General features: G+C 65.3%; 23 protein-coding genes. 7 read left to right on the top strand and 16 right to left on the bottom strand.

From position 1 onward, the window contains the following. Positions 1-77 precede the first annotated feature (77 nt). Both GV068_RS17910 and GV068_RS17905 read left to right on the top strand, forming a co-directional pair. On the top strand, positions 78-1,091 hold the full coding sequence (locus GV068_RS17910; protein ID WP_159700789.1) for a sodium-dependent bicarbonate transport family permease: 1,014 nt from the start codon (positions 78-80) through the stop codon (positions 1,089-1,091). Next, positions 1,091-1,474 carry a hypothetical protein gene (locus tag GV068_RS17905; protein ID WP_159700786.1) on the top strand — a complete coding sequence of 128 codons (384 nt, stop codon included), beginning with the start codon at positions 1,091-1,093 and terminating at the stop codon, positions 1,472-1,474. The genes GV068_RS17910 and GV068_RS17905 overlap by 1 nt, the downstream gene beginning before the upstream one ends. Here GV068_RS17905 and GV068_RS17900 read toward each other — a convergent pair. The 5 genes from GV068_RS17900 to garD form a co-directional block, all read right to left on the bottom strand. Beyond that, a complete protein-coding gene (locus GV068_RS17900) occupies positions 1,471-1,848 on the bottom strand; it encodes a cupin (RefSeq protein ID WP_159700783.1) in 378 nt (125 codons plus the stop codon). The genes GV068_RS17905 and GV068_RS17900 overlap by 4 nt on opposite strands. 72 nt (positions 1,849-1,920) lie before the next feature. Then, complete coding sequence (locus GV068_RS25260) at positions 1,921-4,353, bottom strand: family 43 glycosylhydrolase (RefSeq protein ID WP_159700780.1); 2,433 nt, start codon at positions 4,351-4,353, stop codon at positions 1,921-1,923. Then, positions 4,353-5,234, bottom strand: coding sequence for an aldose 1-epimerase (locus tag GV068_RS17890; RefSeq protein WP_159700777.1), 882 nt, complete (start codon positions 5,232-5,234; stop codon positions 4,353-4,355). The genes GV068_RS25260 and GV068_RS17890 overlap by 1 nt, the downstream gene beginning before the upstream one ends. 10 nt (positions 5,235-5,244) lie before the next feature. Beyond that, the gene (locus tag GV068_RS17885) at positions 5,245-6,078 is read right to left on the bottom strand and encodes an NAD(P)-dependent oxidoreductase (RefSeq protein WP_159700774.1); all 834 of its coding nucleotides are present in this window, start codon (positions 6,076-6,078) and stop codon (positions 5,245-5,247) included. 18 nt (positions 6,079-6,096) lie between these two features. After that, complete coding sequence (gene garD, locus GV068_RS17880; protein WP_159700771.1) at positions 6,097-7,638, bottom strand: galactarate dehydratase; 1,542 nt, start codon at positions 7,636-7,638, stop codon at positions 6,097-6,099. Between the two features lie 154 nt (positions 7,639-7,792). Between garD and GV068_RS17875 the strand changes: the two genes are divergently transcribed. The 3 genes from GV068_RS17875 (at position 7,793) to GV068_RS17865 (ending at position 13,590) form a co-directional block, all read left to right on the top strand. Beyond that, complete coding sequence (locus GV068_RS17875; RefSeq protein ID WP_159700768.1) at positions 7,793-9,205, top strand: glycoside hydrolase family 105 protein; 1,413 nt, start codon at positions 7,793-7,795, stop codon at positions 9,203-9,205. 10 nt (positions 9,206-9,215) lie between these two features. Continuing rightward, positions 9,216-10,418, top strand: coding sequence for a DUF4861 family protein (locus GV068_RS17870; RefSeq protein WP_159700764.1), 1,203 nt, complete (start codon positions 9,216-9,218; stop codon positions 10,416-10,418). 250 nt (positions 10,419-10,668) lie between these two features. Beyond that, positions 10,669-13,590, top strand: coding sequence for a TonB-dependent receptor (locus GV068_RS17865; protein WP_159700761.1), 2,922 nt, complete (start codon positions 10,669-10,671; stop codon positions 13,588-13,590). A 268-nt stretch (positions 13,591-13,858) separates the two neighbouring features. Here GV068_RS17865 and GV068_RS17860 read toward each other — a convergent pair whose 3' ends face one another. The 11 genes from GV068_RS17860 to GV068_RS17810 form a co-directional block, all read right to left on the bottom strand. Continuing rightward, entirely contained in the window at positions 13,859-14,542 is a 684-nt protein-coding gene (locus GV068_RS17860) for an OmpW family protein (protein ID WP_159700758.1), read from the bottom strand. A 58-nt stretch (positions 14,543-14,600) separates the two neighbouring features. Continuing rightward, complete coding sequence (locus GV068_RS17855) at positions 14,601-15,968, bottom strand: SGNH/GDSL hydrolase family protein (RefSeq protein WP_159700755.1); 1,368 nt, start codon at positions 15,966-15,968, stop codon at positions 14,601-14,603. Between the two features lie 241 nt (positions 15,969-16,209). Beyond that, the gene (locus GV068_RS17850; RefSeq protein WP_159700752.1) at positions 16,210-17,241 is read right to left on the bottom strand and encodes an L-threonylcarbamoyladenylate synthase; all 1,032 of its coding nucleotides are present in this window, start codon (positions 17,239-17,241) and stop codon (positions 16,210-16,212) included. Between the two features lie 2 nt (positions 17,242-17,243). After that, positions 17,244-18,428: a 5-(carboxyamino)imidazole ribonucleotide synthase gene (locus GV068_RS17845; protein ID WP_159700749.1), complete on the bottom strand. Its 1,185-nt coding sequence runs from the start codon at positions 18,426-18,428 to the stop codon at positions 17,244-17,246. A 5-nt stretch (positions 18,429-18,433) separates the two neighbouring features. Further along, positions 18,434-18,931: a 5-(carboxyamino)imidazole ribonucleotide mutase gene (gene purE, locus GV068_RS17840; protein WP_159700746.1), complete on the bottom strand. Its 498-nt coding sequence runs from the start codon at positions 18,929-18,931 to the stop codon at positions 18,434-18,436. A gap of 4 nt (positions 18,932-18,935) precedes the next feature. Beyond that, positions 18,936-19,832 (bottom strand): phosphoribosylaminoimidazolesuccinocarboxamide synthase, encoded by an 897-nt coding sequence (locus tag GV068_RS17835; RefSeq protein ID WP_159700743.1) that lies wholly within the window; start codon positions 19,830-19,832, stop codon positions 18,936-18,938. 365 nt (positions 19,833-20,197) lie between these two features. Beyond that, positions 20,198-21,262, bottom strand: a complete 1,065-nt coding sequence (fba, locus tag GV068_RS17830) for a class II fructose-bisphosphate aldolase (RefSeq protein ID WP_159700740.1) — start codon at positions 21,260-21,262, stop codon at positions 20,198-20,200. Positions 21,263-21,281: 19 nt separating this feature from the next. Further along, on the bottom strand, positions 21,282-22,742 hold the full coding sequence (pyk, locus tag GV068_RS17825; protein ID WP_159705196.1) for a pyruvate kinase: 1,461 nt from the start codon (positions 22,740-22,742) through the stop codon (positions 21,282-21,284). A gap of 81 nt (positions 22,743-22,823) precedes the next feature. Beyond that, positions 22,824-24,029: a phosphoglycerate kinase gene (locus GV068_RS17820; RefSeq protein ID WP_229464300.1), complete on the bottom strand. Its 1,206-nt coding sequence runs from the start codon at positions 24,027-24,029 to the stop codon at positions 22,824-22,826. A 51-nt stretch (positions 24,030-24,080) separates the two neighbouring features. After that, a complete protein-coding gene (locus tag GV068_RS17815; RefSeq protein WP_159700737.1) occupies positions 24,081-24,416 on the bottom strand; it encodes an AzlD domain-containing protein in 336 nt (111 codons plus the stop codon). Continuing rightward, entirely contained in the window at positions 24,409-25,176 is a 768-nt protein-coding gene (locus GV068_RS17810) for an AzlC family ABC transporter permease (protein ID WP_373888418.1), read from the bottom strand. Before GV068_RS17810 ends, GV068_RS17815 begins: the two co-directional genes overlap by 8 nt. Positions 25,177-25,410: 234 nt before the next feature. On the opposite strand from GV068_RS17810, the gene GV068_RS17805 reads away from it, so the two are divergent. Further along, positions 25,411-25,605 (top strand): zinc-finger domain-containing protein, encoded by a 195-nt coding sequence (locus GV068_RS17805; protein ID WP_159700734.1) that lies wholly within the window; start codon positions 25,411-25,413, stop codon positions 25,603-25,605. A 33-nt stretch (positions 25,606-25,638) separates the two neighbouring features. Then, entirely contained in the window at positions 25,639-26,625 is a 987-nt protein-coding gene (locus GV068_RS17800) for a YheT family hydrolase (protein ID WP_159700731.1), read from the top strand. Position 26,626: the final 1 nt, after the last annotated feature.

Below are 26,626 nucleotides of genomic sequence, written 5' to 3'. Positions count from 1 at the left end.
GTAGCCATCATAATAATCGATTTTTCTCGATCATTGAAAACGCTTAGGATGCAGGACCTTTCAGTAAAGACGAGATCATGCACAACTTCCTTGACCCCGCCATCCTGTTTTTCGCGTTCGGCATCCTCGCCGGCTGCATCAAGTCCAATCTCGAGATTCCCCAGCCGATCTCGCGCTTCCTGTCCCTCTACCTCCTGATGGCGCTTGGCCTGAAAGGCGGCTTTGCCCTGGCAAAGTCGGGCTTGACGACGGAGATCGCGGCCAGCCTTGCCTGCGCCATCCTGCTGGCCGTCCTGATTCCCATGCTTGCTTACCAGCTACTCAAGCGCCGCGTGCCCGCTTTCGACGCCGCCGCGGTGGCGGCCACCTACGGCTCGGTCAGCGCGGTCACCTTCATCACCGCTTCCCAATACCTGGACACCCACGGCATTGCCTACGGCGGCCACATGGCGGCGGCGATGGCCCTGATGGAGTCGCCGGCGATCGTGATCGCGGTGGTGCTGGCCAACACGCTGCGGCGCCAGGCGGCCGGCGCCAGCGTCCTCGCTTCGGCAAACGGTACGGCGCAACTGGGGAATGCGGGAGGCCCGCCTGTCGGCCTCGGCAAGATCCTGCACGAGTCCTTCACCGACGGCACCCAGCTCCTGCTGCTCGGCGCGATGGCGGTAGGCCTGCTGACGGGCGAAGCGGGCAAGGCCGCCATGGCGCCCTTCTCCATCGACCTGTTCAAGGGCATGCTCGCCTTCTTCCTGCTCGACATGGGCCTGCTCACCGCCCGTAACCTCGGCAAGCTGCGCGGCCAGTCGGCCTGGCTGCTGGCCTACGCGGCCTGCGCGCCGGTGGTCCATGCGAGCCTGGCGCTGGGCCTGTCGATGCTGTTTGGTTTCTCGGCCGGGAATGCCACCTTGCTGATGGTCCTGGCGGGCAGCGCCTCCTATATCGCGGTCCCGGCGGTGCTGCGGTACTCGATTCCGGAAGCGAATCCGTCCGTGTACTTCAGTATGTCGCTCGGTATTACCTTCCCGCTGAATATCCTGGTCGGCATCCCGGCCTATGCCTGGATCGCGACCACGGTGCTGGGAGGGATGTGATGGACAGGGCAGCTTGCCCGCTGCGTATCCTTGTGGTCGATCGCCGTCCGGAAGTGGCGGACAATCTCGCCGCGCTGTTGAGCGCACACGGCCACGTCGTCCAGGCAGCGCCTTGCGCGTCGACGGCGCTGCGGGCGGCCAAGGCGTTCCGGCCCGATGCGGCACTGATCGATCTCGGCGACGACGGCAGGGAGACCTATGCAGTGGCGAGGGCGTTCCGGGACGCGCCCGAACTGTCGAAGACCTTTCTCGTCACGATGGCCGATGGAAGCGCGCCGATGTCAGCGTTCATGGACCGGGGCCCGGTCGACGTCCACCTGGTGACGCCTGCCGCCTACCGCGTGGTCGCCGGCGCGCTGCAATGCCACTTCGCGCTCGCTTAGGCCGGCCGGTTCTGCGTGCCTTCACCACGCGTCACATGCAGCATGCGGGAGGGTAGACGCAGCTTGGCGGTATGCCACACGCCGCGTGGCACCACGACGGCGCCGCTGCCCTCCATCGCAATCGTCTGAATCTCGCCGCCCCGATCGAGCAGCAGTTCGACGGAGCCGGACAGCAGGTAGACGATCTCATCCCCTTCCGGATGCATCTCCCAGGTCGGCCAATCCTCGGTGAACGCGAATTCGGACACCAGCCAGCCCTTGCCGAAACGCTCGAACTCTTCGGGCGGCAATTGCCAGAAGCTGTCGCCTGAAACCTCTTGCGCCTTGCCGTCATCTGCAAGATGCACGTAGGTGTGCTGCGGATTGATGACCATGCTGGTAGCTCCAGTCGTCGGAAACGAGGTGCGGCAATACTATCATTGCTGACAGAGATTGCCGCCGGAAGCTCAAGGGGTGATGCGTACGTGGTCGATATCGGCGTAGGCGCCGGCAGCGCCGGTTGCGAACAGGCCGATTTGTGCGCCGACCCAGCGCCCCATACTGGCCTCGAACGGCAGCCCGAGCTGGGTGTAGCGCACGCCGTCCACGCTGTACGAGAACGCGACGTAGGCGCCGGCCGTGACGTGCATGCGCAGGTGCGCCGCGAAGCCGGGCAGCGCCTCGCCCAGCTCCTCGGTACACTTGCCGTCCTGCGCGCAGCTGACCATCACCACGCGCGCCTTGCCGTCGACGCGGCGCAGGCCGAACCACTTGCTGGCCAGGCCCATGCTGCCCAGGCCCACCTGGTCGCCGTCGCGCTGCGCGTGCAGCTCGACCTTGGCCGTGACGCCGAACACGGGCGCCGGGAATTTCTGGGTCAGCACCGACGCCAGGCTGCGTACCGGCGCATCGGGCTGCGCGAACAGACGCAGCTGGCCCGGACGCGCATCGAGCGCATACCAGCCGCGCGCCGGATTGGCCGCCCATTGCCATTGCGGGCCCAAGGCCTTGCCATCGAATTCGTCGCTCGTGGCCGGCACGCGCTGCGGGAAGCTGCCGGCTACCGGCTTGGCGTATTCGAGCACCGGCTGGCCGATGCCGGGCGTGCTGGAGGGCTCGCCGATCAGCGGCCAGCCGTCTTCCCAGCGCATCGGCTGCAGGTGCACCACGCGGCCATAGGCGCGGCGGTCCTGGAAGTGGAAGAACCAGTCGGCGCCCTGCGGCGTCGTGACCCAGGCGCCCTGGTGCGGGCCGTTGACCGGGGTCGATCCCTGGTTCATCACGATGCGCGCCTCATAGGGTCCGTCGATGCTGCGCGAGCGGAATACCGACTGCCAGCCCTGCTCGACGCCGCCCGCCGGAGCGAACACGTAGTACCAGCCGTTCTTCTTGTAGAGCTTCGGGCCTTCCAGCGTGCGGTAGCCGGGCAGCTTGTCGCCGTCGATGACCACCTTGCCTTCGCTGTCGAGCAGGCTGCGGCCACTCGGGTCCATCCTGCGCAGGGTGAGCACGTTGTTGAAGCCGGCGCGGCTCTTGGCCCAGGCGTGGATCAGGTAAGCCTTGCCATCGTCGTCCCACAGCGGCGCCGGATCGATGATGCCCTTCCCCGCCAGCAGCAGGTGCGGCGCGCTCCACGGTCCCTCAAAACTGGTGGCGGTGGTGACGTACACGCCCTGGTCTGGGTCGGGATAGAAAATCCAGAACTTGCCGGCGTGGTAGCGCAGACAGGGCGCCCACACGCCCTTTCCGTGCTGCGGGGACTGGAACTGCGCGCCGGGGACCAGCTGCGGCAACGCATTGCCCTTCAGCTCCCAGTTGACCATGTCTTTCGAGACGAGCAGCGGCAGGCCCGGCGCGTTGGCGAAGCTCGACGACACGATGTAGTAGGTGTCGCCGACGCGGATCGCGTCCGGGTCGGAATAGTCGGCGTGCAGGATCGGGTTGCGGTAGCGGCCATCGCCGAGGTCGGGCGACCATGCGGCGCGCGGCGCTACCGGTCCGAGCACGCGATCGAAGAAGGCCGTCATGGCATCCACGGTCGGCGACACCCAGGGGTCGAACAACCAGAACGAGTGCGGGGTGCCCGGCAGCGCCACAGTATCGCTATAGACGCCGTGCTCGGCCAACTTCGCGGCCATCGCTTCCTTGCCCACCGAGAAGCGCGGCACGCCGCTGACGATGAACAGCACCGGCGGACTATCCTTGCCGGCATGGGTGATCGGAGAAGCATCGCGCCACAGCGCTTCCTTCTCGCTATAGCGGCCGCCGAACCAGGCGCCGGCAGCCGACGGTTTCTTGGCCGGGTCGTCCTCGTACTTGCGCGCTTCCTCGGAAGTGAAGTCGGACAGGCCGTCGATGCTGACCACGGCGCGGATCGCCTTCGGCTCGAGCATGCCGACCAGCGAGGCGATCTGGCCGCCGGCGGAACCGCCCGCGATGGCGACGCGGTCCGGATCGACATTGAAGCCGCCCGCGCCCTTGCGCAGCCAACGCACCGCTTCCTTGACGTCATCGATCGCGGCCGGATAGCGCGCCTGACCGGACAGGCGGTAGCTGACGGTGGCGGCGGCAATGCCGCGCGCCGCGAGCCGTGCCGCCAGCGGCGCCATGTTGGCGCGCTCCCCGCTGGCCCAGCCGCCGCCGTGAACCAGTACGACCAGCGGCGCCGGCTTGCCGGCCGGTCCCGGCAAATAGAGGTCGAGTCCCAGCGCCAGCTCGCCGCGCTGCGCGTAGACCAGGTTCTTGCGCACCTGGACCGGGGCCGGCGCCTCAACGCTGGCGATGCGGATATAAGGGTAGTCGCGCACCAGCTTGCGGTAGGTGGTCTCGGCATTGTACGGCGCCTGTGCGCTCGCTGCGCTTGCCGCCAGCGCCAGCAGCAGGCCTGCCGCAAGGCGCATCACAGCGCGGCTCCGCGGAACACGCAGCGGCGGCGCAAGGTGGCGCCAGGCGCCAGCACCGTCAGTCCCGGGTGCCCCGGCAGGTTGTGCGCATTGATCGGGTGATCCACCGGCTCGAAGCAGAAGAAGTCGCGTCCGGGCGGTGCGTAGAGAATGAAGTAGTCCATGTCGGCCTGCACTTCCAGGGCCAGGCCGCGTGCCGGCCAGGCGATACGGGCGGCCCCATGCCAGCCCTCGAATACGTTGTCGACCCCGTCCTGCGGCAGGGCTGCGGGATTGTCGAAGCTCCAGTGGGCGGGAATGTCCTGGCGCATGAGCGGGAGCTTGTCCGGGCCGGCCATCCACACGCTGTTGGCGCGGGCTTCCAGGCGCGCGCCGTCTGGATCCGGCATCCACGGATGCAGGCCGATCCCGAAGGGCAGCGCGCTGCGGCCGGCGTTGCGCACGCTGATTTCCACCACCAGCGCATCGCCGCTCAGGGTGTAGTGCAGTTCCGCGGTGTAGGAGAAGGGTTCGGCGTCCCAGCGGTCCAGGCTCAGGATCAGCGAGGTGTCGTAATGGGCCGCCACGCGCCAGGGCTGCTGCCAGGCGTCGCCGTGGATCGGGCAAGGCTCGCCCGCGCGGTTCGGGTGCGGCACGTGGCGCACGCCCTCGAAGGCAAAGCCCGAAGGCGCCATCCGGTTCGACCAGGGCAGCAGGGGGAAGCAGGCCAGTTGGCCGGGAAGCGGCGTGCCGTCGAACTCAGGCGGCAGGCCGCGCAGGAGCTGCTGGGGCTGAGCGTCGCCGCTGCCCAGCCAGTCGAGCCGTGCCAGTCCGCCTCCGATCTGTGGAACGATTTCCGCCAGCAGGCGCTCGTTACGCAGGGTAAGACGTTCCAGCACCGGCATGTGCTCAGTATTGCGGGCCGTCGAGCAGGAACTTGCCGCCCTGGTAGGTCGTGGTGACGTCGTCCTTGTCCGGGAACTCGGCGGAGTCCGGGAACAGGTGCGCGAACTTGGACGAGCTGTCCTTCGGCTTGTAGCCCAGGTGCGAGGCCAGGCGGTTGTCCCACCAGACGCTGTCGTTGTCCGACACGCCGTAGACGATGGTGTGGCCGACGCGTGGGGCGAACAGCGAACAGCGCAGCATCTCGGTCAGGTCGTCGTACGAGAAATAGGTGCTCATCATGCGCTTGTTGGCCGGCTCCGGGAAGCTCGAACCGATGCGAATGCAGACGGTCTCGATGCCGAAGCGGTCGTAGTAGTAGCGCGCGATCTGCTCGCCGAAGACCTTCGACAGGCCGTAGTAGCTGTCCGGGCGGGTCGGCGAGTTCGCATCCAGCACCGTGTTGACGTGGTGGTAGCCGATGGCATGGTTCGAGCTGGCGAAGATCACGCGCTTGGTGCCGGCTTTGTGCAGCGCCTCGTACAGGTTGGCCACGCCGAGGATGTTGGCCTGCATGATCGGCTCGAACGGCTTCTCGGTCGAGATGCCGCCGAAGTGCAGCACCGCGTCCACGCCTTCCAACAGTTTCAGGACGGCTTCCTTGTCGGCCAGGTCGCACTGGACGATTTCCTCGCCCTCGCGCGCTTCGCCCATGTCGGCCACGTCGGACAGGCGCACGACCTCGGCCCAGGGCTTGATACGGTCACGCAGCACCTTGCCGAGGCCGCCGGCGGCGCCGGTCAGCAGGATGCGTTTGAAGGGTTTGCCCTGAGGTACAGCTTTACTACCGGCTTCGGTCATTACAACACTCCTAATTCGTCAGGTCACCGGCGCAGGATTGAACAGCGCCAGCGCATTATGCAGTTTCCAGTGTTCGGCCCAGGTCTTGCGCCCGCTGGCCACGTCGAGGATCAGGCGGAACAGCTCCCAGCCCACATCCTCAATAGTAGCCTCTCCGCTGGCGATGCGCCCGGCATTCACGTCCATCAGGTCGTGCCAGCGGTTCGCCAGTTCGGTGCGGGTAGCAACCTTGATGACCGGGACCGCGGCCAGGCCGTAGGGGGTGCCGCGGCCGGTGGTGAAGATGTGCACGTTCATCCCGGCGGCCATCTGCAGGGTGCCGCAGATGAAATCGCTGGCCGGGGTGGCGGCGTAGATCAGGCCTTTCTGCTGCAGCTTCTCGCCCGGCGACAGCACGCCGGTAATCGCCGTGGTGCCCGACTTGACGATCGAACCCATGGCCTTTTCCACGATGTTCGACAGGCCGCCCTTCTTGTTGCCGGGCGTGGTGTTGGCGCTGCGGTCGACGCCGCCGCGCACCAGGTAATCGTCGTACCACTGCATCTCGCGCACCATCGCCGCCGCCACTTCCGGCGTCGCGGCGCGCGCGGTCAGCTGGTCGATACCGTCGCGCACTTCGGTAATCTCGGAGAACATCACGGCGCCGCCGGCACGCACGATCAGGTCGGTGGCGAAGCCGACCGCCGGATTGGCGGTCACGCCCGAGAAGGCGTCGCTGCCGCCGCACTGCACGCCGACCACCAGGTCGGAGGCCGGGCAGGTGACGCGCTGGCGCGCGTTCAGTTCCTGCAGATGCCTTTCGGCGGTCTGCATCAGGTTGTCGATCATCGACATGAAGCCGACGTGCTGCTGGTCCTGCAGGGTCACGACCGAAGGCTCGCCGTTACCGATCGGGATCGCCCCGGCCGGGAACAGGCGCGCCGGCGGCAGCTTCTCGCAGCCCAGGCTCACCACCATCACGCTGTCGCCGAAGTTCGGGTTGCGCGAGAGGTTGCGGATGGTCTTGATCGGGATGTCGGCGCCCGGCGCGTCGATCGCGACGCCGCAGCCGTACACGTGTTCCAGCGCCACCACGTCTTCGACGTTCGGGTAGCGCGGCAGCAGCTCTTCCTTGATGCGCTTGACCGCATAGTCGATCACGCCCGAGACGCACTGCACGGTGCTGGTGATCGCCATGATGTTGCGGGTGCCGACCGAGCCGTCCTTGTTGCGGTAACCTTCGAAGGTATAGCCTTCAAGCAGAGGGCCGGCCTGCACTGCGTGGGTACCGATCGGCAGGTCTTCCAGCGAGCGCGCGGCGGGCATGCGCAGCACGCGCTCCGAGACCCAGCTGCCGCGCGGGATCGCGCCGTTGGCATAGCCGATCGTCACGCCGTAGCGGATCACGGGGTCACCGTCGGCGAGGTCGACCAGGTTCACCTTGTGGCCCTGCGGGACGCCTTCGAGCAGGGTCAGACCGTCCGGAAAGACGGTCCCCGCAGGCAGTCCGCCGTCGTTGACGACGATCGCGACGTTGTCGCTGGCCTGCATGCGGATGGTGCGCGGAACTTGGGTGCTCATGGTGTGGTGCCTTGTCGGTAGGTTCTTTTTCAGTATGCCATACAAATTCAAGCAGTGGCTAGTCCACCTTGTAGTTTTGGTCCGACCAAATTAGAATGGCCTGACCAAAAAAGTGATCATGTAGTAGTAAACACACAACGCCGACTGGAGACACATGAAGACGACCTTGCTGGCAGCCACCGTTGCCACCCTTTTGGGCTGCGCCCTCGCCTGCGGTCCCGCCCTCGCCCAGGGTGGCCAATACCGCAATACCGACAACAAGAACCTCAAGGATGCGGCGGAAGGCACCTACCCGGTGCCTTACAAGATGCCGGTAGCAGCCGAGGTGAATGCCCAGCTGAAGTCGATCCGCGCCTATATGGACGAAGCGACGCCGACCCGGATCATCAGCAAGAAGACCGGCGACCAGATCACCGACCTCAAGACGCCGAATGCCGACGCGATCTTCGAACCCAGTGCCGGCGACTACGGCATCCAGGTCTATGAAATGGGCGTGGTCCATTCGGGCCTCCTGAAAGCGGCGGAAGCCACCGGCGACCAGGGCTTCACGGCGATGACCCAGCGCCACTTCAACTTCTTCAACCAGACCCTCCCCTACTTCCGCGCCCAGGAACAGAAGTTCAAACTGGAGCGCAACAACAGCTTCTCGCGCTTCCTGGATCCGCGCTCGCTGGATGATTCCGGCTCGATGTGCGCCGCCCTGATCCGCGCGCGCCTGGCCAAGGTCGGCCCGGACCTGAAGCCCATGATCGACACCTGCAGCGACTGGGTCGTCAACAAGCAGTTCCGTTTAGAGGACGGCACCATGGCGCGCAAGCGTCCGCAGGAAGTCTCGCTGTGGGCCGACGACATGTACATGAGCATCCCGGCGCTGGCCGAGATGGGCCGCCTGACGGGCGAGCGCAAGTACTTCGACGACGCGGTCAACAATGTGATGGGCATGACCACCCGCATGTTCAACAAGGACCTGGGCCTGTACACCCACGGCTGGCACGCCAATCACCCGGACGCACCGCGCTTCTACTGGGCGCGCGCCAACGGCTGGGCGGTGCTGGCGATGTCGGACCTGCTCGACGTGCTGCCGAAGGACCATCCGGGTTACCCGAAGGTGCTGAACCAGCTGCGCGCCTCGATCAAGGGCATCGCCGAACTGCAGTCGGGCACCGGCCTGTGGCACCAGATGCTGGACCGGAACGACTCCTATCTCGAGACCTCTGCCAGCGCCATCTTCACCTATGTGATCGCGCACGCCGTGAACCAGGGCTGGGTCAGCCCGACCACCTACGGCTCGATCGCGCAGGCCGGCTGGGCGGGCCTGTCGACCCGCATCACCGCCAAGGGTGAAGTCGAGGGCACCTGCGTCGGCACCACCCTGGCCGGCGACATGGTCTATTACTACAACCGCCCGACCAGCGTGCACGCGCTGCACGGCTACGGTCCGATGCTGCTGGCCGGCGCCGAGATCATCAAGCTGATCAAGAATCCGGCGTTCGAGGTACAGTACAAGGTCCGCACGTATCACTTCATGCCCAAGGGCGGCAAGACCGACTACCGCGAACATCACTGAGGCGACTTACATGAAACGATTGATCTTAGCTGCAGCTCTGACTGCATCGCTGAACGCTTGGGCCGCAGAGAAGCTGGCCATCACCGTCCAGCACGACCTGTCCATCGCCCGTCCTTCCGAGACGATCACGATCCCCTGGAGCGACGTCAATGCCGCCCTGCCGGGCGCCCTGATCCAGAAGATCGCGGTCAAGGATGGCAAGGGCAATGTGCTGCCCTACCAGGTGACCAACGTCGCGCCCCTGTCCAAGGACCCGAAGGGCGTCGGCGTCGCCTACGGCGAACTGCTGTTCCAGCACAGCTTCGCCCCGGGCGAAAAGAGCGCCAGCTTCACGGTCGAGAAGATCGACACCGTGGCGCCGGTGTTCCCGACCAAGGCCTTTGCCCGCTACGTGCCTGAGCGGCTCGACGACTTCGGCTGGGAGAACGACAAGATCGCCCACCGTACCTACGGCCCGGCGCTGGCAGCGCCGTCGCCGGCCGGCGCGAACAAGGAAGTGCTGGTCACCAGTGGCCTGGACCTGTGGTTCAAGCGCGTGCCCTATCCGATCGTCGACCGCTGGTACAACAAGGGCCATGACCATTACCACAAGGACGAGGGTGAGGGCATGGACATGTACAACGTCGGCAAGTCGCGCGGCGCCGGCGGCACCGGCGTCTGGGACGGCAAGCAGCTCTACACCGGCGTGAACTACGCCTCGTGGAAGGTACTGGCCAACGGCCCGGTGCGCGCGATCTTCGAGCTGCATTACGCCGCCTGGGACGCCGCCGGAAAACAGGTCAGCGAGATCAAGCGCTTCACCGTGGACGCCGGCCAGCAGCTGGACCGCATCGACTCCACCTTCCAGTACGAAGGCGCCGAGCCGATTACCGTGGCGCTTGGCCTGAACAAGAACCCGAGCGACAAGAACCAGGAGCCGTCGATCACGGTCAAGCGCGAAGGTCCGGTGCTGCTGCAATGGGTCGAGCAGAAGAGCAACGACGCCTTCGGCACCGCGGTCGTGGTTCCAGGCGCGGAAGGCTTCACCCAGGACCAGCTCAATGAGCTGATCCTGGCCAAGGCCAGCTCCGGCAAACCGCTGCGCTACTACGCCGGCGGCGCCTGGAGCCGCGCCGGCGAGATCACCTCGCTCGCGCAGTGGCAGAAGTACACGCAGGACGTTGCTGCCCGCGCCGGCAATCCGGTGCGCGTGACGCTCGCCCGCCAGCAGTAAGCCAGCCCTGGCTGCAAGCCGCGGCGCTCTTCACGGGGCCCCGCGGCTTTTTCATGCGCTCTACAGCACGCGCACTCCCCTTGCAATATCCCCTTTGGGTGAGGTCGGACCACTTTCTGTATTTATTTGAATTGGACTGACCAAAACGCCAAAAGTTGTCATAAAATCCGGAAACCGGCCTGACCAGATAAATACGCCGATGCGGTGGGCGCCTAGACGCGCACGCCAGGATAAAACGCATGGAGACAGCATGAAACAACACACGCAACGTGCAGCCTTACGTCAACTCACCCTGTGCCTGCTCGGCACCGCTACCGTATCGACGCTGTCGATCGGCGCCGCATTCGCGCAGAGCACCGACGCTTCCCAACCGATCCAGACGGTCCAGGTGACCGGCCTGCGCGCCTCGCTCGAAAGCGCGCTGAACGCCAAGCGCCAGGACAACGGCATCGTCGACGTCATCAAGTCCGAAGACATGGGCAAGTTCCCGGACACGAACCTGGCCGAATCGCTGCAGCGCGTGCCGGGCGTGGTGATCGATCGCGACGCCGGCGAGGGCCGCAACATCACGGTGCGCGGCCTGGGCCAGGACTTCACCCGCGTGCGCATCAACGGCATCGAAGGCCTCGCCACCACCGGCGGCACCGACAGCTCGGGCGGCACCAACCGCGGCCGTGGCTTCGACTTCAACGTGTTCGCTTCCGAGCTGTTCAGCTCCCTCACGGTGCGCAAGAGCTCCTCGGCCGACGTCGACGAAGGCTCGCTCGGCGCCACCGTCGACCTGCAGACCCTGCGTCCCTTCGACCTGAAAGGCTTCAACGCCACCATCGCGGCCAAGGCCAAGTACAACGACGGTTCCGAGAAGGTCGACCCGCGCGTCGCCTTCATGCTGTCGAATACCTTCATGGACCGCACCCTGGGCGTGCTGATCTCGGGCGCGTTCTCGAAACGCCGCGTGTTGGAAGACGGTTTCAGCACCGTGCGCTGGGATAACGGCCCCTCCTCGGGCGGCTGGTGCGCGCCGCAGGGTGTGACCGCCAACCCCTCGAATTCGACCGCCACCACCTGCGGCCCGGCGGCCCAGGGCGTGCCGCGCCTGCCCGCATCGGCAGCGGCCACCGAGGCCTACAACCTGGCCAGCAATCCGGCCAACTTTCACCCGCGCCTGCCGCGCTACGGCCGCCTGACCCACGACCAGGACCGCCTCGGCCTGACCGCATCGGTGCAATGGCGCCCGCAACGCGGCACCCTCTTGACCTTCGACATGCTGTACTCGAAGCTGGATGCGACGCGCCAGGAGGACTTCCTGGAAGCGATCTCCTTCAGCCGCAGCGCGACCCAGGGCGGCAAGCCGCAGATCAGCGTGGTGGAAGCCCAGTACGCACCAAACGGCGCCCTCCTGTACGGCAAGTACAACGGCGTCGACATCCGCTCGGAATCGCGTTTCGACGAACTGACCACCACCTTCACCCAGCCGACCCTGACCCTGGAGCACAAGTTCAACGACAGCTGGAGCATGAGCGCCAAGGTCGGCCGCGCCAACTCGAAGTTCCGCAACCCGGTGCAGACCACGGTCACGCTCGACGCGCTGAACGTCAACGGCTACACGCTCGACTTCCGCCAGGACGCGCGCTCCGCGATCATCGGCTACCCCTTCGATCCGATGGCGGCCAACGGGCCGCTCGGCATCATCGGCGTCCCGCAGGTGACCAGCGGCACCCAGCCGACCACGGTGGCCAACACCACCACCAGCGAGATCCGCATCCGTCCGCAGGGCGCGACCAACGTCAACGACGTGGCCCAGTTCGACCTGGCCTGGGAAGCCACCGACAACCTGACTTTCAAGGGTGGCGTCAACAAGAAGAAGTACGAGTCGGACACGTATGAATTCCGCCGCGTGAACCAGAACGACACGATCTTCGCGCCGCCTTCCGGCAGCGCGGGCCTGACCACGACCCTGACCGGCTTCGGCCAGGGCAACGTGAGCGGCTGGCTGATCCCGAACCTGAGCGCCATCGCCGCGGCCTACGACATCTACTGCAACTGCATCAAGGCCGGTCCGGCCGGCGGTCCCGGCGACTTCACCCTGTCCTCGATCACCAACGGCAACGCGCGCGGCAACAACCGCACCGTCACCGAACGCGACGACGGCTTCTACCTGATGGGCGAGTTCAAGTACGACCTGTGGAACATCCCGGTGCGCGGCAACTTCGGCGCGCGTTACGTGAAAACCGAACTGGAAGCGATCGGTTACCAGGCGGCCGGCGGCGGCACCGCGGTGAAGGTCAACCACGAGTACAAGGACACCCTGCCCTCGTTTAACATCGCGGCCAACCTGACGCGCGACTTCATTGTCCGCTTCGGCGCAGCCAAGGTGATGACCCGTCCGCAGCTGGGCTTCCTGTCGCCGGGCGGCACCATCGCCACCACCGGCACCCTGACCATCACCACCGGCAACCCGCTCCTGAAGCCGTTCCGCGCCAAGACCTTCGACTCGAGCTTCGAGTACTACTTCGGCAAGAACGCCTTCGTGGGCCTGGGCCTGTTCCAGAAGAACATCGACACCTACATCCAGTCGCTGCGCACCAACGTGCCCTTCCGCGAGACCGGCCTGCCGCTGTCGCTGCTGCCGTCGAACTTCAATGGCGAAGAGGTGTTCCAGGTGACCGCGCCGATCAACACCGATGGCGGCAAGCTGAAAGGCTTCGAGCTGAACTACCAGCAGCCGTTCACCTTCCTGCCGGGCTGGGGCAAGAACTTCGGCACCCTGCTGAACTACACCAAGGTCAGCTCGAAGATCGAGTACGCGGTTTCGCCGACCAGCAACGAGCGCATCGTCGACGACCTGCTGAACCTGTCGCCGAAGTCGTGGAACGCCACCGTGTACTACGACGACGGCAAGTTCAGCGCACGCGTCTCGGGCGCCAAGCGTTCCTCGTTCATCACCCGCGTGCCGGGCCAGAACAACAACGACGTCGAAGGCAAGAACGAAACCTTCAACGTGGACGTGTCGATCTCGTACAAGTGGAACGACAAGCTCGAGTTCACCCTGGAAGGCGTCAACCTGACCAACGAGCCGAACGACCAGTTCATCAGCCGCGCACGCAACAGCGTGGTGGTGAACAACGTCACCGGCCGCGAGTTCTTGGCGGGCCTGCGCTACAAGTTCTGATCCGTATCTCCTGCAGTGGTTTTCAGCCCGCGCTTGCGCGGGCTTTTTTCATGGCGCCAGGATTCGTAGGGTGGGCGGCTACACCCTGGTGCTTGAGGGGCGCGTTACCAAACGCCGCCCACGCGGCGATAGTTGGCTACGGGATCATCCGGCCCGAGATCGGAGCCGATACCTGTCACCGGGTGGGCGGACAAGCCACCCTACGACAATCCGCCGGCCATGAAAAAGGCCCGCACTAGGCGGGCCTTTTGACAGCGTGATTCGCTGCTTAGAACTTGTAGCCAACTGCCAGGATCACGGCCACCGGATCCAGCTTCATGTGCTGCGTCTGGCCGGTCGAGAATTGCACGTCGGTGCGCAGGCGGGCCTTGTTGACGGTCACGTCGGCGAACCACTTCTCGTTGAAGTTCACGATCGTGCCGAGCTGGACGGTGTAGGTGAACTTGTTGTCGATGCTGAAGGTGGTCGGCACGCCGCGGCCCGGGTTGGTGACGGCGGTCATGCGGGCCGATCCACGTTCCTTCATGAAGTAGGCATAGGTTGCACCGATGCCGACGAATGGGCGGAAGGTCGCGTTCGGCGCGCCGAAGCGGTATTGCGCAAACAGCGTTGCCGGCAAGGCTTCCACGGTGCCCAGCTGGCCGGTGCCGGCGATGGCGCCAGCGCCGTAGAGCTTGTGCTTGTACGGCGTACCCAGGGCGGTTTCCAGCGTGATGTTGTCGGTCAGACCGTAGTTGAGGATCAGCACCGGCTGGGTGTCACGGCCGACGTCCGCCTTGGTGCCCGGCAGGGCCGGCGCGCTGATGTCGCCACTCTCGACTTTCGGGGTCAGCTGGTTGACGCCGAGCGCGGCGGTGAACTGGCCGGCCGACTGGGCCGATGCGGTCGATGCGCATGCCAGTGCGGCAGCCACACCCAGCACTTTGACGACGCTATTGAATCGTACTTTCATTTTTTCTCCTGATTTTTTTATGAGGACCTGCCCTCTTCAGGACAGGTCCGCCGCATGCTTACAGCCAGCCTTTGACAGCCATTTCCTTGAGCACGTAGCGCGCCACCAGGTTGTTCTCGAACGGGGTCGGGTGGATCTCGTCGGCGAACATGTAATGGCTGACGTCACCGGCCACCGTGTTGTTGTTGGTGCAGATCAGGGAAGTGGTGCCCAGTGCGTTCGGGCCGCAGGCTGGGGTGCTGGTGTTGGTCAGGCCGTACGGCGCCGGGTTCTTCACCTGGTCATTGCTGACGGTGTAAAGGTCGACGTACAGGATGCGGTCGTCGGTGCCGAGGCCGGCCTTCAGCTGGGTGTTGAAGGCATTGACCATGGCGGCGGTCAGCTGCTGGACTTCGGCGGTCTTCGACTTGGCGGCCGGGGTGCTGGCCACGTCCGGCAGGTTGGCGACGACGACGTACTTGGCGCCCTTGCCGACGATTTCGTTCTTCACCAGGGTCGCCATCTGCGCGCCCGCGGTGCCCAGGTCCTGGACCAGCTTCGGACCGTTGGCGGTCAGGTAGTCCGCACCAGCCTTGTTGCCGGCGGCGGTAGCGTCGGTCTGGGCCTTGGTGACCATCGGGCCGTACACGCTTGCCTGGGCCACGGCGGCGTTACCCGGCTGGCGCGCGGCGGCGCCGACTGCTGCGGCGACGATGGTTTGCGAAGTATTGCCCGGACGTGCGCTTTCAGCAGCGATGGCCGCGCCGATCGCCTGTGCGGCGGTCTGCGGGTTGGTGGCGCCGGCGGCCAGCTGGGTGGTCAACGAAGTGGCGAAGGCCTGATTGCCAGCGGCAGTGCCGGCGGCGGTTGCCGAGGTCTGCAGGATGGTCAGCGACATCAGGACGTCGTTACCGCCCGACAGGACGGTGACCAGTTCGGTGCCGCTGAACTTGTTACCAGTGCGCGACAGATGGTTGGCGACCTGCGTCACCAGCGGCACCGTCATTTCGCCGATCGGCGAGCCGGTGGCGGCATTGCCCGGGCCGATCGGGTTGGTCACGCGCGAACCGCCCTGGGCGTAGTTGAAGCAGTTCAGGTTGTTCACGACGGGAACCGAGAAGCCCTGGGCGGCATTGCCCTGCAGGCCGGTCTGGGCGGCGCACGGCGCCGGCAGCTTCAGTTCGGCGGCCAGGAAATCGACCCAGATCTTGCCGTTCAGCTCGGGATTCTTGGAAGTGGCATCACCGTTGATGGTGAACTTGCCGCCGCCAGCCTGCTTGACCGCGCCGACGGCATAGGTGCCGACGTCGGACAGGCTGTCGCCGAAGGAGACTTGCTGGGTGAACGTGAGTTTTTGCGTTTGATCGCCGCCGGCCGGGCTGGTGCCGCCGCATGCCGTCAGCACCGCTGCCGTCAGCAGGGCAAACGCGAGTTTGGTTTGACGCATTGTGTCTCCTAAGATGGTTTTTTTGAAACGAACGGGCGTGCTATTCGCTTCTCAATAATATGCCAGTGTTCAACTTGCTTGTATAGGGAAATGCTTGCCGATACGTCAGTTTTTGGTGACAAGTGGCAAACATCACGGGAGGGCGATTATAGCCCCGCCCGCGGATGAGCACGAAGCGCTTTTTGAAGGGTGTGGTTTTGAAGAGCGCCCGTACGTACGGGCGTTCTTTCTGACGAGGCCATCAGGCCTGCGGGGTCTGGTTCAGCAGTCCGTGGACGATGCCGGTGGAGCCGTGGGCGGCGCGGCGCAGGCGGTCGTTGACGCCCAGCCAGTCCCCGCCCTGCGGCGGCGCCTCGACCAGGATCACGTCGGCGCCGTGGCCGTCCATCGCGCGCAGCGCCGCGTACAGGGCGTGGGCGAAGCCATCCGGGGTGGCCGGCAGGCGCAGGGCCGCGTGGGTCTGCGGCATGTCGGAGTAATGGATGAGCGCGACCTTGCGACCGGCGGCTGCCAGTTCGGACAGGGTTTGGCGCAGCTGGGCGCTGTCCTGCATCGCTACCGGGGTATGGGGTGCGTAATGCGACTCGAGCGTGCCGGAGGCGCGCGGCGCGGCAGCGTCCGGCGCGCTGGGCACCCGGTCGATCACCGCGGCGATCGCATCGGCACTGATGTGACCGGGGCGCAGCAGCACCGGACCGTGCGTGGCCAGGCGCGACAGGTCGACGATGGTCGATTCGATGCCGACCTGGGAGGCCCCGCCGTCCAGCACCATGGCAACCGCGCCGTCCTGCCCGAACTCGTCGCGCACGTGCTGGGCCAGGGTCGGGCTGACCGCGCCGAACTTGTTGGCCGACGGCGCCGCGACGCCGCCCTTGCCACCTTTAAAAGCGCGCAGCAGCGCGATCGCCACCGGGTGCGAAGGGCAGCGCAGGCCGACCGTGTCCTGGCCGCCGCTGACGGCATCCGGAATGTTCGCTGCGCGCTTGAGGATCATCGTCAGTGGGCCGGGCCAGAAGGCGTCGGCCAGCGCATGCGCCTCAGCCGGGATCTCGGCGGCCCAGTAGTCGAGCGGCGCATCCGGCGCCAGGTGCACGATCACCGGATGGTCCTGCGGGCGGCCCTTGGCGGCGTAGATGGCCGCGACGGCGGCCGGGTTCTCGGCATCCGCGCCGAGGCCGTACACCGTCTCGGTCGGGAAGGCGACCAGCGCGCCGGTTTCCAGCGCGCGTGCGGCAGCATCAATCGCGGCCTGGTCGAAGTTCTGCTGTTCCATCCTTACTCCGGAATCCCGAGGATGGCGCAGGCCTCGCGCAGGCTTTGCTGTGCTTCGGCCAGGGTCGGCGCAACGAAGGTCACGTGGCCCATCTTGCGCGCACGGCGCGGATCGTCCTTGCCGTACAGGTGCAGGTTGGCGCCGGGTAGCGCCAGCACACGGTCCCAGGCGGGTTCGCGGGGGTTGTCGCTGTCGCCCTCGAACCAGACATCGCCCAGGATGTTGAGCATGACGGCCGGCGAATGCTGGCGCACCTCGCCCAGCGGCAGGCGCGCCATCGCGCGCACCTGCTGCGCGAACTGGCTGGTGATGCAGGCGTCGATGGTGTAGTGGCCGCTGTTGTGCGGACGCGGCGCCATCTCGTTGACCACCAGGGTGCCGTCAGCAAGCACGAAGAACTCGATGCACAGCACGCCCACGTAGCCCAGCTGGGCGACGATCGCGCGCGCCGCATCCTGGGCCTGTTTGGCGCAGGCGGCGGACACGTTCGGTCCCGGCACGGTGGTGGTGAACAGGATGCCGTCGCGGTGCACGTTCTCGGCGATCGGGTAGACCACGGATGCACCGTCATGGCCACGCGCAGTCAGGACCGACACCTCGTAGGCCAGCGGCAGCATCTTCTCGAGCAGGCAGGTCACGCCGTTCATGGCGTCGAAGGCGGCGCGCACGTCCTCGCGGGTGCGCACGCGCACCTGGCCCTTGCCGTCGTAACCCATGCGCACGGTCTTCAGGATGCCCGGTAGCAGGTCGTCATCGATGGCGTCGATGTCGGCGTGCGAAGCGATGGTCTTGTGCGGCGCCGGCATCACGCCGGACGTCGGCGCGCATTCAACGAAGAAGCGTTTCTCCGCGATGCGATCCTGGGCGATCGACACGCAGGAAGCGCTTGGTGCGACAAACGTACGCTCGCCGAGCCAGGCCATGCTGTCGGCGGGGACGTTCTCGAATTCGGTGGTGATGGCGACGCATTGCTGCGCCAGTTCGGCCAGGCCTTCGGGATCGGTATAGGCCTTCGAAATCAGGCGCTCGGCGACCTGGCCCGCTGGACTGACCTTGCTCGGCTCGAGCACGGCCACCTGGTAGCCCATGGCCTGGGCGGCATGCGCGAACATGCGGCCGAGCTGACCGCCGCCCATCACGCCGAGTACGGCGGAAGGAGTGGCGGTAGGAAGAAACGATTCACTCATTTCGATCAAACTGGAAGGGTCATGGCCTGGGCGGCCGCGGTCTGCTCGAGGCGGAAGGCTTGCAGCTTCTCGGCCAGCGCATCGTCCGTGGCAGCCAGGATCGCCACGGCGGTCAGGGCCGCGTTGGCGGCGCCGGCTTCGCCGATGGCGAAGGTCGACACCGGCACGCCCTTCGGCATCTGCACGATCGACAGCAGCGAGTCTTCGCCGCGCAGGTACTTCGACGGCACCGGCACGCCCAGCACCGGCACGATGGTCTTGGCGGCCACCATGCCCGGCAGGTGGGCGGCGCCCCCTGCCCCGGCAATGATCGCGCGCAGGCCGCGGCTACGGGCGGTTTCGGCGTAAGTGAACATCTCGTCCGGCATGCGGTGCGCCGAAATCACCTGCGCTTCGAAAGGCACGCCGAACTGCTTGAGGATGTCCACGGCATTTTTCATCACGTCCCAGTCCGAGGACGAGCCCATGATGACGCCAACCAGAGGTTTTGCTTGCTCGGTCATCTGCTTAGGCCTTCAGCTTTTCGCCGGTGAGGCGTTCGATGGCTTCGAAATACTTGGCCTGGGTTTTCTCGATCACTTCCTGCGGCAGGGCCGGGGCTGGAGCGGTCTTGCCCCAGTCGGTCAGGGTTTCGAGGTAGTCGCGCACGAACTGCTTATCAAAAGAAGGCGGCGACATGCCCGGCGCGTACGAATCGGCCGGCCAGAAGCGCGAGGAATCGGCGGTGAGTACTTCGTCCATCAGGTGCAGCACGCCATTGTCGTCCAGGCCGAACTCGAACTTGGTGTCGGCGATGATGATGCCGCGCGTCGCGGCGTATTCAGCGGCGGCGGTGTAGAGCTGGATGCTGATGTCGCGCATCTTGGCGGCGAGTTCCTTGCCGATGCGCTGCTCCATCTCTTCGAACGAGATGTTCTCGTCGTGTTCGCCGATGTCGGCTTTCGCGGCCGGGGTGAACAGCGGCTGCGGCAGCTTGTCCGCCTGGCGCAGGCCTGCCGGCAGTTGGATGCCGCAGATGGCGCCGCCTTCCTGATAATCCTTCCAGCCCGAACCGATGATGTAGCCGCGCACGACGGCTTCGACCAGGATCGGCTTCAGGCGCTTGGCGACGACGGCGCGGCCGCGCACCTGCTCTACTTCATCCGGCGCAACGACCGATTCCGGCGCCACGCCGGTCAGGTGGTTCGGCACGATGTGGCCGAGCTTCTCGAACCAGAAGTCGCTCATCTGGTTCAGCACCATGCCCTTGCCGGGGATCGGTTCGTTCATGACCACGTCGAAGGCCGACAGGCGGTCGGTGGTGACGATCAGGATCTTGTCGTCGCCGACAGCGTAGTTGTCGCGCACCTTGCCGTGACCGAGCAATGGCAGGGACTTGATGGTGGATTTGTAGAGGCTGTTCATAGATGGGATATCAGGGAAACGGGACCGGATTCGGGGCCGGTCGAGTGGATCAGGGCTGGGGGGTGGCCTGGGCCGGTGCGTAATTTTACGTCAATTCCGCGAAGACCACCGCAGTAAGCTCCGTCGCTCCCGCGAAGGCGGGAGCCCAATTTAGTGTGACCACCGACTTCGAATGCACTTGCTACGACACCCAGAACCGTCGCACTGGCGCAGGCCGGTGCCAAGTTTCGCTGCGTTATGGCGAGTTCAAACGTAGTGGTGTGCGGGCAAAATTGGATCCCGGCCTACGCCGGGATGACCTTGGTAAAAGCTGAGGTAATGCCGGCTGCGCGAATCCTGCTGCGCAGCCATGCATCAAGACTTCATTACTGCACGATCTGCGCCAGCTCACCCGCCTTGTAGCGCTCGGCCATCTTCTCCAGCGGCACCGGCTTGATCTTGGCGGCCTGCCCTTCGCAGCCGAAGGACAGGAAGCGCGCCTTGCAGACTTCCATCGCGGCTTCGCGGGCCGGCTTCAGGTAGTCGCGCGGGTCGAACTTCGACGGGTTCTGGAACATGTACTTGCGGATCGCAGCGGTCATGGCCAGACGGATGTCGGTGTCGATGTTGATCTTGCGGACGCCGTGCTTGATGCCTTCCTGGATCTCTTCGACCGGCACGCCGTAAGTCTCTTTCATGTCGCCGCCGAATTCGCGGATGATGGCCAGCAGTTCCTGCGGCACCGACGAGGAGCCGTGCATCACCAGGTGGGTGTTCGGGATGCGGGCGTGGATTTCCTTGATGCGGTCGATCGCCAGGATGTCGCCGGTCGGCTTGCGGGTGAACTTGTAGGCGCCGTGCGAGGTGCCGATCGCGATCGCCAGCGCGTCGCACTGGGTTTTGGCGACGAAGTCGGCGGCTTGCGCGACGTCGGTCAGCAGCTGCTCGCGGGTCATGGTGCCGTCGGCGCCGTGGCCGTCTTCCTTGTCGCCCTTCATGGTTTCCAGCGAACCGAGCACGCCCAGTTCGGCTTCCACCGTCACGCCGATCGAGTGCGCGAACTTGACGACTTCGCGCGACACTTCGACGTTGTATTCATACGAAGCGACCGACTTGCCGTCGGCTTCCAGCGAACCGTCCATCATCACCGAGCTGAAGCCCGAACGGATCGCGGCCATGCAGACCGCCGGCGACTGGCCGTGGTCCTGGTGCATGACGACCGGGATGTGCGGGTAGGCTTCGACGGCGGCGTCGATCAGGTGACGCAGGAAAGCTTCGCCTGCGTACTTGCGGGCGCCGGCCGAGGCTTGCATGATCACCGGCGCGTTGACCGCGTCGGCGGCGGCCATGATGGCCTGCACCTGTTCCAGGTTGTTGACGTTAAATGCCGGCAAGCCGTAGCCGTTTTCGGCGGCATGGTCCAGCAGTTGGCGCAGCGATACGAGTGCCATGGTTGATTACTCCAAACAATTAAGAAACTATTTCGTCCAGCTCGCCCACGCGCACGATCTTGAGCGCATTGGTGCCGCCGGCCTGGCCCATCGGCGAGCCCCAGGTGACCACGATCATGTCGCCCTTGCGCACCATGCCTTCGTTGATCAGGACTTCTTCGGCCCGGCGCAGCACCGCGTGGCTGCCACCTTCCTGCAGGAGGTGGAATGCTCGCACGTTCCGGTACAGCGACGCCTTGCGCTGCGTCGTCTGCAGCGGGGTCAGGGCGAAGATCGGGGTGTCGATCGAGTGGCGGCTCATCCACAGTGCGGTCGAGCCCGATTCGGTCAGCGCCACGATCGCCTTCACCTTCAGGTGGTGCGCCGTGAACAGGGTGCCGTAGGCAATCGACTGGTCGATGCGGGTGAACTGGACATTCAGGAAATCTGCGTCCTGCTTGTTGTATTCGGATTGTTCTGCCTCGAGGCAGATCGCGGCCATCATCTCGACGGTTTCGACCGGGTACTTGCCCGATGCGGTTTCGGCTGAGGTCATCACGGCGTCGGTACCGTCCAACACGGCGTTCGCCACGTCCGACACTTCAGCGCGGGTCGGCACGGCGTTGACGATCATCGACTCCATCATCTGGGTTGCGGTGATCGCCAGCTTGTTCGAGGCACGCGCCATCTTGATCATGCGCTTCTGCAGCGCCGGCACCGCCGCGTTGCCCACCTCGACCGCCAGGTCGCCGCGGGCGACCATGATGCCGTCCGACGCATCGAGGATTTCCTGCAGCACGGGGATGGCTTCGGCGCGCTCGATCTTGGCGATCATCATCGGCTTGTGGCCGTAGGCTTCGCCGGCGATGTTGGCCAGCTGGCGCGCCATTTCCATGTCGGTGGCATTTTTCGGGAAGGAGATCGCCAGGTAGTCGGCCTGGAAGCTCATCGCGGTCTTGATGTCTTCCATGTCCTTCGAGGTCAGGGCCGGCGCGGTCAGGCCGCCGCCCTGGCGGTTGATGCCCTTGTTGTTCGACAGCTCGCCGCCGACCTTGACGGTGGTGCAGATTTCCTGGCCCACGACCTTGTCGACGATCAGCACGATCAGGCCGTCGTTCAGCAGCAGCTTGTCGCCCGGCCTGACGTCGCGCGGCAGTGCCTTGTAGTCGAGGCCGACGCGTTCCTGGTTGCCCAGCTCGCCGTTCTCGCCCCAGCGCGCGTCCAGGATGAACTTGTCGCCGTTGTTCAGAAAAATCTTGCCCTCTTCGAACTTGCCGACGCGGATCTTCGGACCCTGCATGTCGGCCATGATCGCCACTTCGACGCCGCATTCGGCGGCGGCGCGGCGCACCAGGGTGGCGCGGTCGATGTGATCCTGTGCCTTACCGTGCGAGAAGTTCAGGCGCACGACGTCGACGCCGGCCTTGATCATTTTGACGAGGATGTCGAAGTCGGTCGATGCCGGACCGATGGTGGCAACGATCTTGGTGGCGTTGTACAGAGGGCGCGCAGCTTGCATGGGTTGGCTTTCCTAGATTCTGAAAAGAGAAGCGCAGCCCCGGGGCTGCGCTGGTACTGTCATTTACTTGGCGTTACGCTGGAGCAGGATCTCGACTGCCGGCAGGGTCTTCCCTTCGAGGAATTCGAGGAAGGCGCCGCCGCCGGTCGAGATATAGCCGATCTGGTCGCCGATGTCGTACTTGGCGATCGCGGCCAGGGTGTCGCCGCCGCCGGCGATCGAGAAGCCTTGCGACTTGGCGATGGCCATGGCCAGGGTCTTGGTGCCTTCGGCGAACTGGTCGAACTCGAACACGCCGACCGGGCCGTTCCAGACGATGGTGCCGGCCTTGGCGACCTGCTCCGCCAGCATGGCGGCGGTCTTCGGGCCGATGTCCAGGATCATGTCGTCGTCCGCCACGTCCGCAACAATCTTCACGGTGGCGGCGGCGTTCGGACTGAATTCCTTGGCGCAGACCACGTCCACGGGAATCGGCACTTGCGCGCCGCGCGCGGCCATCATGTCGATGATCTGCTTGGCTTCGCCGACCAGGTCGTTCTCGACCAGCGACTTGCCAATGTTCAGGCCGACGGCCTTCATGAAGGTATTGGCGATGCCGCCGCCGACGATCAGGTTGTCGACCTTGCCGGCCAGGCTCTGCAGGATGGTCAGCTTGCTCGACACCTTCGAGCCGGCCACGATGGCCAGCAGCGGACGGGTCGGCTGGCCCAGGGCCTTGCCCAGGGCATCCAGTTCGGCGGCGAGCAGCGGGCCGGCCACGGCCACTGGCGCGTATTTCGCGATACCGTGGGTGGTGGCTTCGGCGCGGTGCGCGGTGCCGAAGGCGTCGTTGACGTAGACGTCGCACAGCTTGGCCATCTTCTCGGCCAGCTCGTCGGAATTCTTCTTTTCGCCCTTGTTGACGCGGCAGTTTTCCAGCAGCACAACCTGGCCCGGCGCGACATCCACGCCATCGACCCAGTTCTGCTTCAGTTCCACCGCTTGGCCGAGCAACTCGGACAGGCGCTTGGCGACCGGCGCCAGGCTGTCTTCCGGCTTGAACTCGCCCTCGGTCGGGCGGCCCAGGTGCGAGGTGACCATCACGGCGGCGCCGGCTTTCAGGGCAGCCTGGATCGCCGGCACGGAGGCGCGGATACGGGTGTCTTCGGTGATATTGCCAGCGTCATCCTGCGGTACGTTCAGGTCGGCGCGGATGAATACGCGCTTGTTCTTCAGCGCGTCGCGGTCGATCAGGTCTTGCAAACGGGTGAAACTGAGAACGTCGTCCATTGGCTAGTCAACAATGAAATAGTGAAAAAACGTCATTGTACATTAGGGCGCTTATGGAAAAACGTGTAACACGCGCAACAGTGTGAATACCACCATGCCGAAAATAATGGTCATCAGCATGCTGCGGCGCCACAGGTAAAACGCCAGCGCGGCGATGCCCGCCAGGAGCTTCGGATTGGCGATGGTCAGTTGCACCTGACCTTCCGAACCGACCAGCAAATCCGGCCCGATGATGGCCGCCAGCGCGCAGGCCGGCGCGTAGCGCAGCATTTCCTGCACGCGCGGCGGAATGCTGACGCGGTGGCCGATCAGCCAGAAGGAGCTGCGGGTGGCGGCGGTGGCCACGCACAGCACGGCGATGACCGCCCAGATTTCCCAGTCAGACATTGTTCGCCTTTCGTTTTGCCAGGGACTCTTCGACAAACATCGAAGTGACCATACCCACCACGACGGCAAGCAGCAGACCGAGCTTGTACGGCAGCCCGTAAGCCAGCACGGAAATCGCGCCCGCGACCACCACGCCGCACAGGGCGGCATTGTTGATGATCAGCGGGACGGTGATGCACAGGATGGCCAGGGTGCCGGCGAAACCCAGTCCCCATTCGGTCGGGATCGCGCTGCCCAGGAAGATGCCGACGAGCGAACCGATCTGCCAGGCAAACCAGTTCGGGTACATCAGGCCCTTCAGGTAGGACAGCTTGCCGGCGACGCGCTCGGCGCTTGGATAACGCTGCAGGAACATGGCGACGGTCAAGTCGCCGGAAATATAGCCGAGCAGGAAGCGCTGCTTCCAGGGCAGGTGGGCGAAGTGCGGCCCCAGCAGTGCCGAGAAGATCACGAAGCGCAGGTTGACGACCAGTGCGGTGGCGAAGATGACCCAGATCGGCGCGGCCGCGGCGATCAGGGGAAGCGAAGCGAGTTGGGCGGAGCCGGCGAAGACCAGCAGGGTCATGCCGACCGCCTGCCATACCGTGAGGCCCGTCTTGACCATGGCGATGCCGACCACCAGTCCCCAGGCGCCGATACCGAACAGGGTCGGCAGGCCGGTCTTGAAGCCTTCGCGCCAGGCAGCGGGGTCGTGGGCTTCGGCAGATTCCATCGGGGTAGCGCTAGCGTATTTCTGGCCCGGCGGCGCGGCCGGGTTCATGTGGTTATCCTGCAACGGCCATGCTGGGCGGGTGCGGCAAAGGGATCGAAACAGTCGGACATGAAGCGCATCTACAGTGCGGCGCCGGGCTGGCAGTGAGGTACTGCAGGGCGTCCCGGGCTCGATTATGGTCAATTTATTACTCAGCTTGCATTCTACCGATCATTTCGGTATGCCGGGTGAATCCGGTAGAATCGTGTTTTTGCCAAAATTGTCCTTGACGGAGAAAATTAAATGACTCAAAACACGATGCCCGTGGTGGAACTCGAGGCCAAAGACCTGCCGGCGCACTGCCCGAATCCGGCAATGCCGCTGTGGTCCTCGCACCCGCGCGTCTTCCTCGATTTCGACCACCACGGCGATGCCAAATGCCCGTACTGCGGCACCCAGTACCGCCTGGCCCCTGGCGTCGAGCTCAAGCACCACTGATTTTCCGGTGCGGCACCCGCCGCACCCATCCAGATGCACTACCGTGCGCCCGCGTGGCTGCCTGGCGGCCACCTCCAGACCATCTATCCGGCGATCTGCATCCCTAAGCCGCCCGTCGCCTACCGGCGCGAGCGCTGGACCAGCGAGGATGGCGACTTCATCGATGTCGATTTCGTCGACGGCCAGCCGGGCAAGCCGCTGGTCGTGCTGTTCCACGGCCTGGAAGGCTCCTCCGACAGCCATTACGCGCGCTCGCTGATGGCGGCGCTGCGCGAGCGCGGCTGGTCCGGCGCGGTGCCGCATTTCCGCGGCTGTTCCGGCGAAGCCAACTTGATGCCGCGCTTTTATCACTCCGGCGATGCGGGGGAAGTCGACTGGATCGTGCGCAAGCTGCATGCGCGTGCGCCTGGTGCCCTGCTAGTGGCGGGCGTCTCGCTGGGTGGAAATGCGCTGCTGCGCTGGCTGGGAGAATCGGGCCACGGCGCCGAGTTCGTGCAGGCCGCCTGCGCGATCTCCGCCCCGCTCGACCTGGCGCGCGGCGGCGAAGCGCTCTCCTCCGGCCTGAACCTGCTGTACACCCGCATGTTCCTGCAGACCCTGAAGCCCAAGGCGCTGGCCAAGCTGGAACGCTATCCCGGCCTGTTCGACCGCGCCACTTTGCTCCGCGCACGCGACCTCTACGCGTTCGACAACGTGGTGACCGCGCCGCTGCACGGCTACAAGGACACCGACGACTACTGGCACCGCGCCAGCGCCCGCCACGTGCTGCACGAGATCACGGTGCCGACCCTGGTCCTGAATGCCCGCAACGATCCCTTCCTGCCGGGGCAGCATTTGCCCCAGTCCGCCTCGCAGGCGGTGACGCTGGAGTATCCTGAGGAAGGTGGCCACGTCGGCTTCGCCGTGGGGCCCTTCCCCGGGCGCATTGACTGGCTGCCGCGGCGCATCCTGCACTTCTTCGACGGTGCGCTTTCTTCCGCAAGCCGCGCGCCCGGCGCGCACCAACCATGCGAAGCTTGAG

It is taken from the genome of Massilia sp. 9I (assembly GCF_902506415.1).
In the GTDB taxonomy this organism is placed as follows: Bacteria; Pseudomonadota; Gammaproteobacteria; order Burkholderiales; family Burkholderiaceae_D; genus Telluria.
The sequence above is the reverse complement of the archived record's forward strand: the minus strand, read 5'-3'. Positions and strand labels throughout refer to the sequence as shown.

Excerpts from the sequence above, each read along its gene's own strand:
- GV068_RS17910 (WP_159700789.1), top strand. The coding sequence starts at position 78 with ATGCACAACTTCCTTGACCCCGCCATCCTGTTTTTCGCGTTCGGCATC.
- GV068_RS17905 (WP_159700786.1), top strand. The coding sequence starts at position 1,091 with ATGGACAGGGCAGCTTGCCCGCTGCGTATCCTTGTGGTCGATCGCCGT.
- GV068_RS17900 (WP_159700783.1), bottom strand. The coding sequence starts at position 1,848 with ATGGTCATCAATCCGCAGCACACCTACGTGCATCTTGCAGATGACGGC.
- GV068_RS25260 (WP_159700780.1), bottom strand. The coding sequence starts at position 4,353 with ATGCGCCTTGCGGCAGGCCTGCTGCTGGCGCTGGCGGCAAGCGCAGCG.
- GV068_RS17885 (WP_159700774.1), bottom strand. The coding sequence starts at position 6,078 with ATGACCGAAGCCGGTAGTAAAGCTGTACCTCAGGGCAAACCCTTCAAA.
- garD (WP_159700771.1), bottom strand. The coding sequence starts at position 7,638 with ATGAGCACCCAAGTTCCGCGCACCATCCGCATGCAGGCCAGCGACAAC.
- GV068_RS17875 (WP_159700768.1), top strand. The coding sequence starts at position 7,793 with ATGAAGACGACCTTGCTGGCAGCCACCGTTGCCACCCTTTTGGGCTGC.
- GV068_RS17870 (WP_159700764.1), top strand. The coding sequence starts at position 9,216 with ATGAAACGATTGATCTTAGCTGCAGCTCTGACTGCATCGCTGAACGCT.
- GV068_RS17865 (WP_159700761.1), top strand. The coding sequence starts at position 10,669 with ATGAAACAACACACGCAACGTGCAGCCTTACGTCAACTCACCCTGTGC.
- GV068_RS17860 (WP_159700758.1), bottom strand. The coding sequence starts at position 14,542 with ATGAAAGTACGATTCAATAGCGTCGTCAAAGTGCTGGGTGTGGCTGCC.
- GV068_RS17855 (WP_159700755.1), bottom strand. The coding sequence starts at position 15,968 with ATGCGTCAAACCAAACTCGCGTTTGCCCTGCTGACGGCAGCGGTGCTG.
- GV068_RS17850 (WP_159700752.1), bottom strand. The coding sequence starts at position 17,241 with ATGGAACAGCAGAACTTCGACCAGGCCGCGATTGATGCTGCCGCACGC.
- GV068_RS17845 (WP_159700749.1), bottom strand. The coding sequence starts at position 18,428 with ATGAGTGAATCGTTTCTTCCTACCGCCACTCCTTCCGCCGTACTCGGC.
- purE (WP_159700746.1), bottom strand. The coding sequence starts at position 18,931 with ATGACCGAGCAAGCAAAACCTCTGGTTGGCGTCATCATGGGCTCGTCC.
- GV068_RS17835 (WP_159700743.1), bottom strand. The coding sequence starts at position 19,832 with ATGAACAGCCTCTACAAATCCACCATCAAGTCCCTGCCATTGCTCGGT.
- fba (WP_159700740.1), bottom strand. The coding sequence starts at position 21,262 with ATGGCACTCGTATCGCTGCGCCAACTGCTGGACCATGCCGCCGAAAAC.
- GV068_RS17820 (WP_229464300.1), bottom strand. The coding sequence starts at position 24,029 with ATGGACGACGTTCTCAGTTTCACCCGTTTGCAAGACCTGATCGACCGC.
- GV068_RS17815 (WP_159700737.1), bottom strand. The coding sequence starts at position 24,416 with ATGTCTGACTGGGAAATCTGGGCGGTCATCGCCGTGCTGTGCGTGGCC.
- GV068_RS17810 (WP_373888418.1), bottom strand. The coding sequence starts at position 25,176 with ATGAACCCGGCCGCGCCGCCGGGCCAGAAATACGCTAGCGCTACCCCG.
- GV068_RS17805 (WP_159700734.1), top strand. The coding sequence starts at position 25,411 with ATGACTCAAAACACGATGCCCGTGGTGGAACTCGAGGCCAAAGACCTG.
- GV068_RS17800 (WP_159700731.1), top strand. The coding sequence starts at position 25,639 with ATGCACTACCGTGCGCCCGCGTGGCTGCCTGGCGGCCACCTCCAGACC.